The following is a 15,683-nucleotide window of genomic DNA, read 5'->3' on the forward strand; positions in this document are numbered from 1 at the left end:
TTTGATTATGAATAGAATAAACGATGTGTTATCAGATACGGAAGTTAAAGGCAATGTAAGGGTACCAGCCTTCTTTGGAGTGCCCCGCAATTACCTGTATAACGGTCAGGCTTGCCGGTGCAAAGTATATCCCACCGCCGGTACCGTAGTGCCAGGTGTTATTATGCTCCCCATCGATCCATACCCGACCGATATCGTAAAAGCCGGTCAGGCCCAATTGCCCGGGTAATATATAGCCTCCGAGTTTGGCCAGTTTCAGCCTGGCCTGGAAATCGTTGAATGCCATTTGCTGACCGGTAAACCTGTTTTGAAGATAACCCAATAGGTTGCCCTGGCCTCCAAGGAACATTGATTGATAAAAAGCTGGATTACCTAAACTGATTCCGCCGCCGATCCGGTCAGAAAGCACCAAACGGGCATCCGGGTCGATCTTTTGAAAGTAGGTGAACTCCGGTTTTAATTGCGCGAAGGATTTTGAATTATCATTCAATCCTACATAGCCCTGCAATTTAACATCTATGGAATATCCTTTTGTCGGTAATACCTGGCTGTCCTTGGTATTGCTGGTATAGTTGACAACAAGGCCGACATGCACCCGGTCACTGGTGACGCTGGCGCTGTCATAGCCTTTTATTAATCCAGGCTGATAAATGGATCTTCCGGCGTTCCCGGCGGCGTCGAAATGATAAAATTGTGCAGAAGGCCCGGCGCTGATGAAGCTTCCTGCGCCGGTCCGCCAGCGAAACGCCGGGTCAAATTGGTAGAGATCAAATCTTGTGCGGTAAAATTTCCGGTAGTCGCCCGTCTTATCCAAAGACGTCTGGTTGCCCTGGCCGAAGAAATTCATCGTGTTGTCCGGCGCATTGATCATCGCCTTCATCGTGAAATCTGTCTTGCCAAATACCTGCATCCACTGACCGTAGTAATTCATACGGAATGCACTGGTCGCAAATGAATGGGTTACCATAAATTCCTGTACGGTTGAGTAAGGAAGTTTTCTGAATCCACTTCTTCCGATATATCTGAACCCAAGACCCAGCAAAAATCCATCATCTTTATTGAGTGTTCCTGTGGCAAGCGGGGTCCAGGTATTGTACGGGTTACTGGTTATGAACCGGGTGTTCAATGTATCACTGGACAGGTGCTTGTCGACTCTGCCGGTTAGACCGGTGAAGGTGACACTATCTTTTTTGCCGTAGATATCGATCTTTTTATAGGCTTGCTGTATGTCATAGATTTTTGTTCCATCAGCTCCGACGATACGTAAGTTGACCGGGGAGTTTGCGTTTTTGATGACAATATGATCATTACCCCCTGCAACATAAAGCCTGACCTCTTTTGTAATATCCGGCCGGTATGCTGCTTTCATAACCGTATCACCGGCATTTCCGTTTTTACCCTGCTTTTGAATGATAATGTGCATGGTCTTGTCATTGCCGCTTACCACAGTTACAAATTCATCTTTATCCGTTGTCCTGACGTCCACGATCCGGTTGATGAAATGATAATATTCCGACATGGCGGCGGGAATGCAATCCCTGCGTTTTTTCAATTTGCCGATTAGTTCTTTATTGCGAATGCCATAGAGCTCTTTGGGCAACCTGTTGATCGCCGCCTCCAGGACGGCATCGTTTTCTGCGGTCACAAATTCTTTGACGATAGCCATCCACTCATCGTAAGGAATTTGCGAATCCATAAATTGCTGGATGAACCTTGTCTTATACAGCGAATATTTAACATGAGGAATATCGCTGCTGAAGTTACCCAGTACCGGGTTGATCCACGGTAGCGAAGCAATATGTGGAAACAGCCCCTGGTTAACGTGAAAAACCTGGTCTCTATCGCGGGGAACACCTGCATAGATGCGTTCTTTCCCTTCTTTGCTCACTGTCCAGCGCCATTGGTCTTCATGCCTGTCCCAGTCACCGACCAACAGGTCCAGCATTCTTGCTTTTAAGAATTCTTTCCCGTCCAGGCGGTTATTGTAACTTTCCTTGAGTTCCCTGAACAGTTTTAAGGTATTGATGGAACTGCCGGTTGGTTCCCGCTCCTCCATCAGGACGACACGTCCGCCAAAATCAACGCCAAACTGGCCCAGATCGGGGTCGGGTGCTAAAACACCGATAACCGGGTGAGCATGGGGAATATTAACCGCATCGGCAAGTGGCGGAACGATCAACGCTGAATAGGGGTGTTGTCCACTATATTCGTCGTCGACCCAATCCACTGCGAACGTTCCCTTCAGGTTTTCCGGGATCAGTTTATCCGGTGCTTTTTCAACGCTCCTGATCACCCATTCTTTGCCGTTGTTATCTTGCAGCCTGACTGATTTGGTTTGCATTCCGCCGCCATTTTGGAGAACTTTCAGGCCTCCGGAGACCTGATCGATCCTGATCACGGGCAACGTAACATTTGCCGCCCATTCTTTCCGGAAATTTTCACCAAAGAACTTTTTATGGGTTTTGCTGACGTTATTATACGAAGGATGCACACTTGTTTTTACGCTGTCTGCATTTTTCGGGATATGTTCCACACGGGTTGCAGGCCCCTGGGCCTGAACTTCGCCTGCGCAAAATATGGTAACAAACAGGCAGGTAAATAATCTATTCATTAGTTTTCTTTGTTAGGTATGGTTTAAAAATTTGTTTGGTAAGCCAATGGCTCAGATATCCTGTACCAATACCGGTGGCTGCCCCGGCAAGAACGTCTGTAGGATAATGCTTTCCCAGGTACATCCTGGAGTAGCCAACAGAACTAGCCCATAAATAAGCTGGGGCTGTGATATACCATTTATGGTATTGCAACGAAATGGTTGTGGCAGCGGAGAAGGCCAGTGCGGTATGTCCCGAAGGAAAAGAGTGACCGCGGCTTGGAGCATTCACATGGATATCATTCGGATAGCGCTCTTCCGGACGCTTTTCGTTGAAGGGTACTTTTATTGCTTCTGTCGTCAATGCGACTGCGGCAAAACTTATTGCCGCTTCGTATACATTGTTTCGCGCGGTTTCATCATTTGCAGCGATACCATAAATGAGGCCTCCAACAGAAGCGATGCCTGGTAACCAAAACGCCGATTTGCTGGTGTTTTTCCAGTATTTTGAATCCGGATGTGCGGGATTGATACTTTTCAGCAGGTTGACGTTCCAGTTCTGTGCAAAACCTGTTGTAGATACCAGGATATTCAATAGTACAATGTATAGGAATTTGTTTTTTTTCATTTTTGATCTATTGGCGTTTAGTGTGTGAGCGGAATGATGGCAGTGGATCGGGGGACTTGTCCGCCGTGAAAAGCCGAAACCAGGATAAAGGCAAGGACTGATGCGATCAGGCCATACATGAAAGTGTTGTAAGCAATTCTGAGCAGCCGGTATTTTTTTCCGAGTACCGCTCCCTGTCCATATACGTCCCTGATCAGGGTATTGTACAAAAAGTCCTTGTCATCCATTATTTTCATCATTCCCGCCATGTACTCGCTTAAGGGCATTTTATAGAAGTTTCCGAAAAAAAGCAGATTGACCTGCTTAAGATCAAAATCAACCTGAGTATAGGTCCCGTCCGGAATGGACGGACGGGTGGCAAGGATAGAGAAGGTCATCGCTACCAGGCTGACCGCCAGCAAAAGGAATGTTGGGTAGGCGAGGTAACCATAGGCATCAAGTCTCCTTAAAACTAAGCTGATGATCGCAGAAAGTATGATCGAGTTAACAGTTATTAAGATATGGGCCTTGTTATCGGCCATATCGCTCAGCCGCTGGTTGTTGGAGGAGGTGATCCTGAACATCGTTTCAATTCCTTTTTCTGGTTTATCCCTGTCTTTTTCTTTATGGGGTTCCAGGTTTTTTTCAGAACCCTGTTCTGTTCCGTCAGTGCTTTGCTTTTCCATCCCTTTCAACTTTTCTTCCATCTGCGCTGCATTTTTTGCTTTGCCGGGGTCCAGTTCTGAAATGCCATATACCGTGTGATAGTGGTGTTGCTCCATAAAAGCCAGTGTGGCACTCAGCCACTCTTTATGATTGATGCTTTTCTTTTGGATGAATTCGCGTTCTTTTCTGAGGTTTTCACATTTTTCATAAAAGCTCTTTTTCGCCAGGTGGGAGAGGTCGGCATCACAAATGATCTCTTCCAGGAGACCTGTTGGTATTTGAGGTAGTTTGGTAGCCAGGATCAGGGCAGATATTTTGGCGATAAGCCCATCTCCAACTTGTTCTTTTTCCAGAAAAGCTTTCATGACGAGGACACTGATTTCTTCGTGCCCCTCTACCTGCTCTGTTACCCCGGTATCATGAAACAATGCTGCTACTTCAAGTGTCCACAGATCCTCTTTGCCCAGGTTATAGGTTCTGGCGATCTTTACAGCGGTCTTGGCGACATATAACGTGTGTTCAAGGTTATGGTACATCAAGCCCTGCGCAGTAGAATTTGAGAAACGCAGCGTTACGAATTTTCGACTTTTTTGGATCAATTTTTTTTCATTCATTGTTGTTCTTGACATCGTATTACTATAAAATGCAGACCGGAGAAGGGTTGAAGTTGGATCGACAATTCCGGCAAACTATTGCGTATTGATTTCAATCCCTGTGCCTGTATTTAAGCAGCTGTAAAACAGTTAGTTGGGTATTATTTTCCTGGTGTGGTTTACGATATATCGGTTAATTTAATTTTGTTTACCGATATAAAGTAAGGATGGTAAGACCTTGGATTATTTGGTGGTGCGTGTTTAACGAACTACTTGCAAGAGCGGGACCGGGTACTGTAAATAAAAAGAACATGGCAATTGCCATGTTCTTTTTAACTGCCAAGTCGATGATGCTTTCCATAAAAACTCATGGTAAGCCCGGCCCTGACGGTTAGTATGTTAGTGGTCGCCAGGGAAGATAAATACATGCTTGCCGTCCCCGGATTTGTAAAGGGACGCAGATACTGCCAACTCGTAATCTTTCAGCTGATGGGTCACAGCGATCTTCACATGAAAGTCTCTGCTTGAAGTGATTCGGATGATATGTTCGAGAAATGCTTTGTCCTCAGGTTTCGGCGGGGCAAGAAGGTACCGGTAGATGTATGGCTTGATTTCTATGCTATTGAAAAGGATATCATTATTATGCAGCTCGAATTTGTCAACGCTCATATTTCCGTTAATGATCACCTTACTGCCAAAGGCTGTAGTTCTGATTAGTTCTTCCAGTACTTTCCCACCCACATTGTCAACAACTCCATTGACTCCCTGGTTAGCTGTCAGTTGCAGAAGTTCGCTTCTTAATGTTTGCTGGGAAACGGATAGGTCTATAACGGCATCGGCGTGCAGCGTGTCATGGCTGTCACCAGTTCTCAATTTTCTTACGATAGAAATGATCTTGATCCCGAGTGTATTTGCGAATTGTGCTACCAATAGTGATATGGATGAATATCCTGCCGTGAGCACAAGCCAGCCATCTTTTTTTACTCCCGTTAGTTCAAGGAGATCCCAGGCAGTAATCAGGTTGACCATTTGACTTGCTTTTAAAGCGGGATAAGCCTGTGGAAGTTCGATGAGCCATTTTTCCGGTATGATAGCATACTCTGCCCATGAATTGTAAAATGTAAAGAAAACAAATGTCCCGACAGGTAGGCGTACATCCTTACCTGTCTTTTCAATGATCCCTGATCCGTGGTTTCCGCCTATCTGTTGGGGGAAAACAGGTTTCTTTGGCTCGGGGTACATATTTTGAATGAACAGGAAATCTCCGGGAATAATGGAAGATGCCACCATACGGACAAGCACTTCATCATCTTTGATCTCAGGCAAAGAAATGTCGGTTAAATAGAGTACATCAGCAGGTGCGCCGATATGGTCAAATACGATAGCTTTCATGATGTTTTGTTTTTAAAAGGCATAATCATTAATTGGAATTAACTGGTGTTGTCACGCCTTCAGTTTGATATAATTATTTTGCTGCACGCTTTGTCAGAATGGTATAAACAAACATGAATTATGGTGATTTGATCGTTAACCGATTAATCCCTGAACATCATATACTATTCATGTATAACATGTAGCGAAGTGCATAAATAGACAAAAATATCTTTATTAGGAATTGTTCAGGCATTTAATCAAGTAAAAGTTCAGCTTAATGACATTGTTCTGGCTAAATCGTTAAAAAGGGTAAAGGAAGCGACAGCGGGGCCTGTTTTTCAATTGTCACAATAAATCGTATTAGCTTTTTTGTTAATAATATACATTCTTACACAAAGCTATTTCCGGTCTTGTTAAGCTGTCATGATTTTGTAATAATAGATAATAATGTCTATTTAGATAAAAAGAAAAGTGGATTTGAAAGAAATGCGTTCTACTTTTGTTCATTGAGTGATTGTTGAAACGAACAATCTTTAACTAAACAAAAAACATTTATGAAAATTCTTTTTATCGCCAGTTCTGCAAAGAACGGATTCTGGCTGGCAGAACTAACACATCCTTACTGGCATTTATCAGAGCGCGGACACGAGATAGATGTCGCGAGCCCACAGGGTGGCAAAACAACGATAGATCCGACAAGCGATCCTTATTTTGAATCATCCTGGGAAAAAAATGACCTGGTTAGCAAAGGTTTTTTGTCAGATAAAGCGCTCGTAGCTAAAATTGAAGAAACGATCGCATTAAAGGATATTGACCCAACATTATATGACGGTGTGCATATTGTTGGAGGTGGTGGTGCCGCGGTCGATCTGTATCCAAACGAAGATGTGAAAAGGATTCTGGAGCATTTTTGGACGGCCAATAAATTTATCGGAACGATTTGCCACGGCTCGATCGCATTAGCGAATATACCCGATAAAGTTGCTGGTGTACATGCCACCGGCTTTTCAAGGGAGGAAGACGCACAGGTGGAGCAACTTTACGGGCTTAATTTTATACCAAACTTCCCGCAGCCGGTAATGGAAGCTGCAGGTATCCTTTATGATCATGTTGAGCCCTGGGGTTTGCACGTGATCGTAACAGGTAAACTGATAACCGGGCAAAATCAGCAATCGGCATCAGAATACGCAATTGCTTATAATCATTTGCTTGCTGGTTCTAATCCTGTAATTCAATATTAACCCTTTATGACACCGGTATGTTCCAATGACTAATGCTTTTAAAACAGATCTCTCCAAGGATTTGTGGCCATGTTCATATCATTTGCTGATCGGGCATTTAATCAGATTATGCCCGTAACGAAATCACTTAGCGCTGGAAACTATCAGCGCTGGGTGATTTTTCCTCTAAATTTTCCATCATTTATTTATTTAATCATGTCAAATCAAACTTTAGAGAATTTACCTGTTTTGTTGCAGGAGGTGAAAACTAAACCGCTTTTTGTTTTGCGCCTTTCTATAGCCAAACCCCAGATCGTTGGCAAAGGGCCGCACGTGAATCGCCTGGTCGGCGTGGCGGAAAGCGGCAGCTTTGAAGGCGAACGCCTATCCGGAGAGGTCTTGCCAGGCGGAAGCGACTGGCAGGCGATCGGGACGAACGGCGGCACCCTGATGGATTGCCGCCTGATCCTCAAAACAACCGACGGCGAACTTATTGCTATTAAATATAAAGGAATCCGGGTAAACCCGCCGGCTGTCCTCTCCAAAATGGAGAAAGGGGAGCCTATCGGTCCGGATGAGTATTATTTGCGTATCGTACCGGTTTTTGAAACCGCTTCGGAAAAGTATTCCTGGTTAAACAATATTATAGCCATTGGTATCGGCGACCGCCAGCCTACCGGCCCGACCTACAGTATTTTTGAAGTACTTTAAAGGTAGTTTCTTACTACCGGGAGATAATTGCAGGTTTCAATGTAGCGGCAGGCTTACGCCCGGCGCGCATTGGAATTTTGTGGTCAACGGCTTGGGGCCTCTTTCCAAAAAAACTCTCATTTGTCCTGAATCTGCGGACGGGCATTAACCCGATTCCTATTGCCGGTGCTTTTTGAATCCATCTTTTCCGCGGGTATCTTACTGGCGTTATTTCATTAAGACTCTTCCTGATTGACTTTCGTTCATCGTGTACCGGCTTAACCTATCCGGTTCATGATTTCCTAAATGCCGTTACTGGGGTGCTGATTTTCACGAAATACAGTTTCTTAGGTGTAGATATATTTATTTAAGTGATTGATGTTGAATAATTTAATATTTGGCAAGTCTATTGTATCCGCTAAAGCAGGGGATCGACCCCGTGATTAAGGTGATTACTTTAAATTATATCAATTATTTATAAATGAAACACGTAACAGCATATGTGATCGATAGAATAAAGCTCCGTCATTTGTTGATGCAGCTTCAGCCGGCCCATCTTCCGCTTTGGGGAAAGATGAAGCCCCAACAGATGGTGGCGCATTTAGTGGATGAGGTGAAATGGAGCAACGGAAAGCGTCCCTGCACATGTATCGTCAGCGCGGAGCAGGCAGAGCGTAACAAAAATGCAATGATCCACTCAGACATCGCTTTGCCAAAGAATTTCTATGCCGGTGATCTGCCGGAGCATTATCTTTCCATAGGCCTGGAGGACGCCGTTGAGCAGCTGATGGAAGAGTTAACTCAATTTGACCGGCATTTCCAAAATGATCTGCAAAAGGAAATGCACCCCAGGTTCGGTCCGCTTAATGAATGGGAGTGGTTCATCTGGCAGGACAAGCATTTCTCTCATCACCTCAAACAGTTTTCGCTGATACCCGAAAATGCTGGCTGGGTCGACAGTGAAGATTTAAAAGATTGTCTTGGAGCAGAAACAACCGAGCTTAAGCTGCCGCGCTACGAGCAGGTCAAAACCATGGCCAAACAAAGTTCGCCGCTTGATTAAAGAGTCAGGTAGGCGGGAGAACCTTGTTTTCACTGACATTAACCATTAGTGTTGATGCCCAATAAGCTGGTTCTTACTGAATTGTTCCAAACAAGTTATTCAAATACTTAAATTGCCGATTTTCAAATAAAAAAAGTTATACGAGGCCTATAGCCGGCTTTTTGATTTGTTGTGTGTCGAAAACAAATCATTCCTTTTTAGAAATATTTTCGATTGTTATTAAAACAAATTATTCCAATGAATCAATTAGTATAAAATAAACATTCATTCACGCAGTAATAATTAGATAAAATATGATTTATTTCCCTATATAATCTTAGTTTTAATAATTCATAACCATTAATCATGGAAATAAAAAAAGCACGTCCTTCGCAACCTGCATTCAAATGGGCATTAATTGGCTTGGTAACTACAATAGTATTAACATATGCTTACCAGTTTCTTAATATTGATCTTACTTCACCAGTTAAGTATTTAAATTTAATACCATTTATCGCTTTCCTGCTTTTAACGCAAAAAGAGTACAAGGAGCGGCTTGGCGGCCATATGACCTTTGGTAAAGGTTTTCTTTCAGGCTTTTTGAATGCTATTTTCGTAGGTTTATTATCCGCTGTATTCACTTATGTATATTATGCAATATTAAGTCCGCAAATGATTGGTAAAGCCTATGCCGCGTCTCGATTGAAAATGGCAGAGCAGGGATTATCCCAGGAGCAAATAGATAAAGCGCTGGAAATTGGCCACAAATATTTTGCGGTCATAAATTCGGGAGTGGCTTTTTTGAGTTGTGTTCTTTTGGGAATTGTTGTGGCCCTGATTGGTGCTGCCATATTCAAAAAAGAATACTCTCAATGGGATGATGCTTTGCTTACAACGACTACGGGTTAATGTTCAATTTCTATAAAGGCTATTGCTTCTGGGTTTATCTTAAACGTAGACAATTTGTTTTATTAATCTGGAATAACTTGTTTGGAACAATCCACGACATATAATTTCACGCAGCATTATAAAACGGCGTTGCAATTTTAAAGGTGGAACAATTTGTTTTATTAAGCTAGAACATTTTGTTTGGAACAATCCATTACCTTCCTGAGACCTTAACTCTCAATTAATACGATGAAAGCTAAATATTCCTTTGATTAATTAATTTTCAATCTTAGATTTACGAAATAGATAATTTTGTCTATTTTATAATCTATCTTATGTTTACAAACGTCAACAAGCAATTGAAACGTTATTCACTCGTTACGGCGATCTTCCTGGCGGGTTGCGCAAAAAAGGAATTACCAGATGGCAAGCTACTGGCCGTCAGCAACGACAGGAACCGGGCGGTCAGCGCTGTTTCTCCACCAGGAGATGTAGTTGGAAAGGTGGCGGTAGGTTACCAGGGCTGGTTCAGTGTCCCAGGCGATGGCTTAGGAGGTCCGATTTGGTGGCATTGGTCTGGAAGCAACCAGTCGCCAACGATTTCCGATCACCTGAAGTCCTGGCCGGATATGCGGGAGTATTCCACCTTGTTTCCGTCGCTACTGCCGGCAATGGGTAACGGACAGCCAACGAAGCTGTTTTCCTCTTACAGCGATCAAACTGTGGATACTCATTTCCGCTGGATGCAGGAAAATGGTATCGAAGTGGCCGCTTTACAGCGGTTTGAGGACTATAGGGACCAGCGTACCATGATCACGGCAAAAGTTAAAACGGCCGCCGAAGCGCATAATGTCAAATTCTATATCATGTATGATATCAGCGGATGGGAAGGTTTTCAAACGGAAATGAAGACTGACTGGACAACCCAGATGGCTGCATTCACGAAATCTAAGGCTTATGCCATGCAAAACGGCAAACCGGTTGTTTGTATCTGGGGCCTGGGATTCGCGGACCGCGCTCAAACGCCGGAAGCGGAGCTTGACGTGGTGAATTGGTTTAAAAGCCAGGGCTGTTACGTTATTGGCGGGGTTCCTCATCAGTGGCACGATAATATTCAACCTGGGCCGAAGAATTTTGAACCCATGTTTAAGGCCCTGAATATGATCTCACCCTGGATGGTTGGTGCCGTTGGTAACAGTCATACTTCTGATGATTTTATTAATTCATACAATACGCCCGATCTGGCTTATTGTAAACTGAATGGTATTGACTATCAACCTTGTATCTTGCCGGGTGACCTGTCAATCGGCCAGCGCCAGCATGGCGATTTTATGTGGCACCAGTTTTATAATATGACGAAGCTTGGCCCCCAGGGGCTTTATATCTCTATGTTCGACGAGTATAATGAGGCGAATCAAATCGCTAAAACTGCGGAAAATGCCTCGCTGCAGCCTGCTGGCCTTGGTTTACAGGCATTAGACGAAGATGGCGTGAAATGCTCGGCTGACTATTATCTGCGGCTGACGAGTGACGGAACTAAAATGTTTAAAAAACTGATTCCTTTAACTACACTCAGACCGACAGAACCAGTGGTAGGGGCAGGGCCTTCGAATTTGCCTCCGTATAACCAGGACATCAAATTAATCGGCTATAACCAGCTTTGGGTTGGCGGCGAAAACGGCAACGGCCCGATGTATTGCAACGTGCCCCATGGCGATGTATGGGAAACATTCACGGTCATCAATGTTGGTAGCGGCAAGGTCGCTTTAAGAAGCATGGGCAAATATGTGTCTTCTGAGAACGGGGCTTCGGCATTAACTTGCAACCGGACAGCTATTGGTCCCTGGGAAGCATTTGATTATGTGATCAATAAAGACGGAACGGTATCGTTACGTGGAACCAACGGTATGTTTGTAACTGCGGGAGACGCAACAAATCCTATGTTCTGTAACAAAGCGGTGGCTGGTCCACAGGAGAAGTTCACAGTAATGATGTAAATGGCTGTTATGTAAACAGCAATATATGAACGAGGGAAAGATGATTTTATCTTTCCCTCGTTATTTTTACAGTGAGCTGTCTTATCGGATCGGGTTCGTTGCTGTATTTTTAACAGGTAAACTTTAAAGAGGCTGACCCTACAGCCTCTTTTTATTAGTAAAACTTTGGGAGGGGATTAAGCCGGGTATCCTGGCGCTGGTGCCAGTACGGATAAACAGGTTCTCGCTCACTCGCAGCATCGAGTTTTTTAACCTGGTCGGTAGTCAAATTCCACCCAACAGCGGCAAGATTTTGTTTCAGCTGGTCCTCATTACGGGCTCCGATGACGATGTTCGCGATAGTCGGTCGTTGTAATAACCAGTTCAGCGAGATCTGGGCAACTGTTTTGCCTGTTTCTTCGGCTATTTCATCAAGAGCTTCTACAATTGTATAAAGGCGTTCAAAATCTGTTTCCGGACCGTGGCTACCGCCCTGGCTGCGGCGGTTATCCTGTGGGATAGGCGCTCCGCGACGGAACTTACCACCCAATTGGCCAGACGCCAATGGGCTCCAAACAATGGTGCTTACTTTTTGGTCAATTCCAAGCGGCATTAATTCCCACTCAAATTCACGATCCAAGAGCGAGTAGTAGGCCTGATGACCAACATATCTCGACCAGCCATAACGTTCAGCAACTGACAGCGATTTCATCAAATGCCAACCCGAAAAATTAGATGCTGCAATATATCGGACCTTCCCACTGCTTACCAGGTCGTCAAGGGCACGCAGAGTCTCTTCAACAGGCGTTACTGCATCAAAACCATGCATATAGTAAATGTCAATATGATCGGTTTTTAGACGTCGAAGACTGTCTTCAGCCGACTTGACCAAATGGTATCTAGACGATCCATAATCATTAGGCCCCTCACCTGTTTTAAAAGTGGCTTTGGTCGAAATGAGCACTTTGTCCCGTAAGCCTTGCAGTGCCTGGCCCAGAATTTCTTCCGCCTTACCACCGGAGTATACATCGGCAGTATCAAAAAGGTTAACACCCGCCTCAAGGCAGAGGTGAACCAGTTTTTTTGCCTCATCGAGTTGGGTATTTCCCCAAGCTTTAAAAAATTCGCCTGCACCTCCGAAGGTAGCGGTGCCAAAACTCAGTACGGGCACGTGTAAACCCGATCCCCCTAATTGTCTGTATTCCATATTGGATGTTTTGTGTATAATGTGAAAAGATCAAATCTCTGCGATAGTAATTAAAGATTTATCAAGATAATAACATAAGCACGAGTCACCGTTCCTTTTGACCTAAAATAGACAATAATATCTATTTTGCGTCGAGCTGATCGGTTCAGTTGAAAAAAAACTTCGAATGGATTGATCCGGCTGAACCGCCCGTTTGGGCTTTGGCGCTTTGTTTTTCTTTTTTTGCCGGAAATGCCGTTGCAATTGATCACAGGCTCAGCATATTCTTTCCTAAAGGTGCTCAGCAAGGCCCAGCTTCGATAATATTTCAGGTATTATCGGCACGTTTGATTTGTAAATTGATCGGAGTGGTCATACAAAGTATAAAAAGTGTGAACAATCTTTGATCCTACACTCATTTACAGTAACTGCAAAGTTGCCTTATCCTTTTCTCCCTGGAAGTACTTTTTAAGCACTGCTTCAAAAACAGAATCTGCTCCGGGTACTTGTGCAAAAAGCGTCATGGATGAACGCAATTTCAAATCGTCAGGGCTGCCCATGATACCAGTTGCACTCATAGACTTTAATTCCAGCAAGGCAGCTGCCATCTCAATCAGGCGCTTACCCAGGATGGGGTGGGCGAGATAAGCCATAGCCTCCGGCAGATCACTGATCGCGTAACGCTTCGACATTTCACTATAACCCAGCCCGCCAATCTGCGGAAAGATATACCATATCCAGTGGCTGCGCTTGCGTCCAGCCTTTATTTCTGTTAAAGCGGTGGCGTAATCACGTTGTTGAGCATCTAAAAAGCGTTTGAGGTTATCGTTACTCATCTTTTTCTTTCTTTTTTTCAAGGTTCGCGAAATGTAATCTCGCCTGTTTAAGGCCGGTTGCGATGGCTTCACCTTCGTCACCGGTGGTCTTTAACACTTCGTTGGCTATTTCGGTAGCCTTATCCCTAATCTTTTTGGGTTGGTTCTTATATGATGGCGGGAATTCGCCGTTGTACCAGGGCATAATTCTTCCTCCTTTGTTTATTCAAATTTTGCTTCAATCGCATGTTTGATGGAAACGAAAACATCTTCTTCCAAGGGATCACCATTCACTTGTTCCCATTTCTCGTTATGCTGCAGCTCTGCGATCACGTTTCCGTCGTATGCAACAGTATAGCTGCCTTCCTGCGCTTTCACCTCAAAGCTATTCATGCCCCCATGATAAAATGCCTGCACATAAAAACTGGCTGTATCTGCGTCCGTATCTTCGAGACGCTGGATATGATCTGCAATCTGTGATTGCTCTTCCTCATCCAGAAAATCCCCTATATAAGCCCATTCGTATTTATCGTCCTGTTTGTGAGCAAATGAACCGATCTCCGTGGTGTCGCCTGGGTTGTCTTCAGTATATTCACCGGCCGGGTCGTTGTGACGCGTCGCCTGCAATTGATAAACACCGGTATAAACATACTTACCTTCTTCCTGATAGGTGACAGGCTCTATTTCGATGTATAATTTGGTTCCGTCCGCGCGTATCAATTCGAGTGAGGATGTAGCAATGATCATGTTCTTAATTGTTATCTAATATTAAGACAATGCACAATTGCCTTTGTTTTATTACATGGCGAACTTCAACATCCTCCAGATACATACAATTTACTCGAAGAGTACCTGACTTTCTGTGTAATAGGTTTTGCGTGAATTTATCTCGGCCTTTAGAATAGTTTCGCCTGTAGGTGTCAGCGGATGTCTGGGTAGATGCACCTGAAGGAAATCGCGTTCCTTTTCCGTGATGGTATCAGGGAATACCTTGGATATATGGTTTTCGGCATCTGCTAAAACAGTCTTAATAGCATTGACAATAACCTCAACTTTGTTTTCGGGAATTTTATTCGCTTTAGAAAACGGTGATATCTTTGCTGCATAGAGGATTTCGTCCACATATGCGTTGCCAATACCTCGCACCACCTTTCCTTCCGTTAAAACTGTTTTGATAGGGTGTGACGTACCTTTTAATGCTCCAATCAGGTAACCTTCCGGGATATTTAATGCGTCAGGAACCTTTGTGGGTTTTGGGTCGAGCGTTAATATCACCGCTTTCTGCCAGTCCGTAATGGCCAGTCCGGTCCCATCAGCAAACAAGAGCTCCGCGATGGTAAATTTATTTTCATTCTTGCCGTTGTACCAATACATCGTTCCATGCAGCATCAAATGAAGGCCTAATACATGCCCGTTTTCGAATGCGAAATGTAGCTCTTTACCTTCCCTGGTGATCGCTGTTAAAGTTTGTCCTTCGAAGGCTTCTTTCAGATCGGATTCCGGAACCTTAAGTTTCCTGGGGACAAGGATGTTGATCTCTCTAAGCCGTTTGCCTGTAAGGCGTTTGGTCAAATTTTTACCAAATATGTTTAAGTCTGGAATTTCCGGCATATGATAAATGTAATTGATAGTAGGTTACTGTTTTCTTTTAATTATAGTAGCTCTCGATTCTTTGCCCTATTTCGTCGATAATACTTTGTGGTAATATTACCCCTGACGCTTGTATCCAATGGAATTGGTCGGTATAGGCAACTGATGCGGTCCACGTCCCATCAAAATATATGTCATAACTCCGTTCGGCCATACTTGCCTCACAATAGATCATTTCATCGCCATACACTATCCCGAATCCAATAACAGGGTTTGCCATTACTGCCAAAATAAAAATTTGCAGCCACAATTGCAATTGCGGGTTGCTTAAGCATAAACTATGGCGTAAACGAACTTGTTTCATTCGATAGCTCAAATATTATGCAGCCACATAAAGTTAAATATAAAACAACTCATTGTACAACTTGTGTTCTTTACTCTTTACT

16 protein-coding genes are annotated in these 15,683 nt (G+C 43.9%); 6 read left to right on the top strand and 10 right to left on the bottom strand.

Annotation, left to right across the window (positions count from 1 at the left end):
• Nucleotides 1-31: 31 nt before the first annotated feature.
• The 3 genes from M2273_RS00420 to M2273_RS00430 are packed head-to-tail and all read right to left on the bottom strand — an operon-like array spanning nt 32 to nt 4,492.
• Nucleotides 32-2,611 (bottom strand): BamA/TamA family outer membrane protein, encoded by a 2,580-nt coding sequence (locus M2273_RS00420; RefSeq protein WP_429391620.1) that lies wholly within the window; start codon nt 2,609-2,611, stop codon nt 32-34.
• A complete protein-coding gene (locus tag M2273_RS00425; RefSeq protein WP_429391622.1) occupies nt 2,604-3,218 on the bottom strand; it encodes a phosphatase PAP2 family protein in 615 nt (204 codons plus the stop codon). The genes M2273_RS00420 and M2273_RS00425 overlap by 8 nt, the downstream gene beginning before the upstream one ends.
• Nucleotides 3,219-3,235: 17 nt before the next feature.
• Nucleotides 3,236-4,492, bottom strand: a complete 1,257-nt coding sequence (locus M2273_RS00430) for a Pycsar system effector family protein (RefSeq protein WP_429391625.1) — start codon at nt 4,490-4,492, stop codon at nt 3,236-3,238.
• A 191-nt stretch (nt 4,493-4,683) separates the two neighbouring features.
• Between M2273_RS00430 and M2273_RS00435 the strand changes: the two genes are divergently transcribed.
• Nucleotides 4,684-4,851 (top strand): hypothetical protein, encoded by a 168-nt coding sequence (locus M2273_RS00435; protein WP_429391627.1) that lies wholly within the window; start codon nt 4,684-4,686, stop codon nt 4,849-4,851.
• A gap of 4 nt (nt 4,852-4,855) precedes the next feature.
• On the opposite strand, the gene M2273_RS00440 is transcribed toward M2273_RS00435, so the two are convergent.
• Nucleotides 4,856-5,848 carry a quinone oxidoreductase family protein gene (locus tag M2273_RS00440; RefSeq protein WP_429391629.1) on the bottom strand — a complete coding sequence of 331 codons (993 nt, stop codon included), beginning with the start codon at nt 5,846-5,848 and terminating at the stop codon, nt 4,856-4,858.
• 536 nt (nt 5,849-6,384) lie between these two features.
• On the opposite strand from M2273_RS00440, the gene M2273_RS00445 reads away from it, so the two are divergent.
• From M2273_RS00445 to M2273_RS00465, 5 genes are all read left to right on the top strand, one after another.
• Nucleotides 6,385-7,071 (top strand): type 1 glutamine amidotransferase domain-containing protein, encoded by a 687-nt coding sequence (locus M2273_RS00445; RefSeq protein ID WP_110582391.1) that lies wholly within the window; start codon nt 6,385-6,387, stop codon nt 7,069-7,071.
• A 108-nt stretch (nt 7,072-7,179) separates the two neighbouring features.
• Nucleotides 7,180-7,761 (top strand): DUF3237 domain-containing protein, encoded by a 582-nt coding sequence (locus M2273_RS00450; RefSeq protein ID WP_429391632.1) that lies wholly within the window; start codon nt 7,180-7,182, stop codon nt 7,759-7,761.
• 460 nt (nt 7,762-8,221) lie between these two features.
• Entirely contained in the window at nt 8,222-8,803 is a 582-nt protein-coding gene (locus tag M2273_RS00455) for a hypothetical protein (RefSeq protein ID WP_429391634.1), read from the top strand.
• 345 nt (nt 8,804-9,148) lie between these two features.
• Nucleotides 9,149-9,691, top strand: coding sequence for a DUF4199 domain-containing protein (locus M2273_RS00460; protein WP_429391636.1), 543 nt, complete (start codon nt 9,149-9,151; stop codon nt 9,689-9,691).
• A gap of 608 nt (nt 9,692-10,299) precedes the next feature.
• On the top strand, nt 10,300-11,667 hold the full coding sequence (locus M2273_RS00465; protein WP_429391639.1) for a hypothetical protein: 1,368 nt from the start codon (nt 10,300-10,302) through the stop codon (nt 11,665-11,667).
• A 154-nt stretch (nt 11,668-11,821) separates the two neighbouring features.
• Here M2273_RS00465 and M2273_RS00470 read toward each other — a convergent pair whose 3' ends face one another.
• The 6 genes from M2273_RS00470 to M2273_RS00495 all read right to left on the bottom strand — a co-directional run bounded on the left by M2273_RS00470 (nt 11,822) and on the right by M2273_RS00495 (nt 15,601).
• The gene (locus M2273_RS00470) at nt 11,822-12,817 is read right to left on the bottom strand and encodes an aldo/keto reductase (protein WP_429391641.1); all 996 of its coding nucleotides are present in this window, start codon (nt 12,815-12,817) and stop codon (nt 11,822-11,824) included.
• Between the two features lie 434 nt (nt 12,818-13,251).
• The gene (locus tag M2273_RS00475) at nt 13,252-13,689 is read right to left on the bottom strand and encodes a DUF1810 domain-containing protein (protein ID WP_429391644.1); all 438 of its coding nucleotides are present in this window, start codon (nt 13,687-13,689) and stop codon (nt 13,252-13,254) included.
• Entirely contained in the window at nt 13,661-13,852 is a 192-nt protein-coding gene (locus tag M2273_RS00480; protein WP_429391645.1) for a hypothetical protein, read from the bottom strand. The genes M2273_RS00475 and M2273_RS00480 overlap by 29 nt, the downstream gene beginning before the upstream one ends.
• Nucleotides 13,853-13,869: 17 nt before the next feature.
• The gene (locus tag M2273_RS00485; protein WP_429391648.1) at nt 13,870-14,394 is read right to left on the bottom strand and encodes a hypothetical protein; all 525 of its coding nucleotides are present in this window, start codon (nt 14,392-14,394) and stop codon (nt 13,870-13,872) included.
• A 90-nt stretch (nt 14,395-14,484) separates the two neighbouring features.
• Nucleotides 14,485-15,258 (bottom strand): DNA-formamidopyrimidine glycosylase family protein, encoded by a 774-nt coding sequence (locus M2273_RS00490; RefSeq protein ID WP_429391650.1) that lies wholly within the window; start codon nt 15,256-15,258, stop codon nt 14,485-14,487.
• Nucleotides 15,259-15,295: 37 nt separating this feature from the next.
• A complete protein-coding gene (locus M2273_RS00495; RefSeq protein ID WP_429391652.1) occupies nt 15,296-15,601 on the bottom strand; it encodes a hypothetical protein in 306 nt (101 codons plus the stop codon).
• Nucleotides 15,602-15,683: the final 82 nt, after the last annotated feature.

It is taken from the genome of Mucilaginibacter lappiensis (assembly GCF_050433765.1).
In the GTDB taxonomy this organism is placed as follows: Bacteria; Bacteroidota; Bacteroidia; order Sphingobacteriales; family Sphingobacteriaceae; genus Mucilaginibacter; species Mucilaginibacter lappiensis_A.